This window comes from Pseudoalteromonas sp. SG43-7, from assembly GCF_014164295.1.
Taxonomy (GTDB): domain Bacteria; phylum Pseudomonadota; class Gammaproteobacteria; order Enterobacterales; family Alteromonadaceae; genus Pseudoalteromonas; species Pseudoalteromonas rhizosphaerae.
Genome location: NZ_JACJEY010000128.1, coordinates 1 through 1,831, shown reverse-complemented (window position 1 = coordinate 1,831; position 1,831 = coordinate 1). Strand labels below are relative to the sequence as shown.

The window sequence follows — 1,831 nt, the reverse complement described above, 5'->3', positions numbered from 1 at the left end:
GGTTTAACTCGTTTCAGGCGAGCTGCTTAATAACACTGCACTGACTATGAAAATAGTAAGTGGCGTCCCCAAGGGGATTCGAACCCCTGTTACCGCCGTGAAAGGGCGGTGTCCTAGGCCTCTAGACGATGGGGACACATAAATGTGTCACTAGGACAACTGAATGGTTTAACTCGTTTCAGGCGAGCTATCTTAATAACACTACACCTACTATAGAAATAGTAAGTGGCGTCCCCAAGGGGATTCGAACCCCTGTTACCGCCGTGAAAGGGCGGTGTCCTAGGCCTCTAGACGATGGGGACACATAAATGTATCACTAGGACAATTGATTAGTTAGACTCACATCATGAGTTTTTAAGGTAATTGCGATTAATACAAATTAAGACTCGAGCTTAATTTGTTCGCTATTTTCTCGGTTAACCCGCCTTTAACTTATAAAAGTTAAGTGGCGTCCCCAAGGGGATTCGAACCCCTGTTACCGCCGTGAAAGGGCGGTGTCCTAGGCCTCTAGACGATGGGGACACAGAAAACTGCTACCCTAGGACAAACACTTAATAAATTGGTGGAGCTATGCGGGATCGAACCGCAGACCTCTTCACTGCCAGCGAAGCGCTCTCCCAGCTGAGCTATAGCCCCAATTTATTTTGCTAAACACTTGCGCAGTTAAACCGTGCTGTGTATCGCTGAGTGCGGGGCGCATTCTATGCAGCCACCAAAATAATGTCAACATTTTTTTCAGTAACTTTCTTTAAACGGTTTAATTTTCAACAAACTGAATAATGAATAAACCGCGGCGCTCAAAATACATGCAAGGGAGCTGTTTCAAAACAAAAATTAGGACTGAAAGGCGCACAATCTAGATTAACTGAGGTGAAATATATTCTAAAACATCAAAACAATAAGGTATACATTTATATGCAAAATAAAGTCGGAGTCTTTTCTTGTTTTTCACAACAACGTTTTCATCACCAAGTAAAACGAATTTAAGATGAACATACTAGCAATTAACTGCAACGCCCCTACTCTATTGTCAGTTATTTATATGATCACAGAGGCTCCATTAGTTACAGTCGGTGTTTTATATCAATCGTATTTAACTAACGGTATTTGGATTTTTCAATGCGATTGACTATAACCTTCCTCCCTCATGATTAAAAAACAAATCCGCTTTTGACTAACAGGCACCACTAGCTATTAAAGTATTGCATTAAATAATGAGTAAATTGATTGCACATATAGATTGAATGTAAGTAAATTGGCTATAAAACAATCTCAATCTTACTTCATTGATTATAAAACCTGCATCTAAAACATTTTTCCTCATTCAAGTGTTGACACATTTACAACTCTATCTATAATAGCGCCCCACAACAACGCGGCAATGAGTTGTTGTTTAGATGTGGGTGATTAGCTCAGTTCTAAGAAAAGAGAGCATCACCGCTATTTACAAGTAACGGCGGGGTTCACTGGTTAAAGTCCAGTACTATTTATTTTAATAGTAGCGTTTTAATTTATATGTGGGTGATTAGCTCAGTTGGGAGAGCATCGCCCTTACAAGGCGAGGGTCACTGGTTCAAGTCCAGTATCACCCACCACATATAGAACCTGTTATTATATTAGTAGTTGCATGTTTTAAATTTGTAATATGAGTCACAAGCTCAGTTGGAAAAAAGAGAGCATCACCGCTATTTACAAGTAACGGCGAAGTTCACTGGTTAAAGTCCAGTACTATTTATTTTAATAGTAGCGTTTTAATTTATATGTGGGTGATTAGCTCAGTTGGGAGAGCATCGCCCTTACAAGGCGAGGGTCACTGGTTCAAGTCCAGTAT

5 tRNA genes are annotated in these 1,831 nt (G+C 40.3%); 1 reads left to right on the top strand and 4 read right to left on the bottom strand.

Features of this window, described 5'->3' with window-relative positions:
- Nucleotides 1-60: 60 nt before the first annotated feature.
- The 4 genes from H5200_RS23025 to H5200_RS23010 all read right to left on the bottom strand — a co-directional run bounded on the left by H5200_RS23025 (nucleotide 61) and on the right by H5200_RS23010 (nucleotide 636).
- Nucleotides 61-136, bottom strand: a tRNA-Glu gene (locus tag H5200_RS23025).
- A gap of 90 nt (nucleotides 137-226) precedes the next feature.
- A tRNA-Glu gene (locus H5200_RS23020) sits at nucleotides 227-302 on the bottom strand.
- Between the two features lie 144 nt (nucleotides 303-446).
- A tRNA-Glu gene (locus H5200_RS23015) sits at nucleotides 447-522 on the bottom strand.
- A 38-nt stretch (nucleotides 523-560) separates the two neighbouring features.
- Nucleotides 561-636: transfer RNA gene (locus H5200_RS23010), tRNA-Ala, on the bottom strand.
- Between the two features lie 883 nt (nucleotides 637-1,519).
- Between H5200_RS23010 and H5200_RS23005 the strand changes: the two genes are divergently transcribed.
- A tRNA-Val gene (locus H5200_RS23005) sits at nucleotides 1,520-1,595 on the top strand.
- Nucleotides 1,596-1,831: the final 236 nt, after the last annotated feature.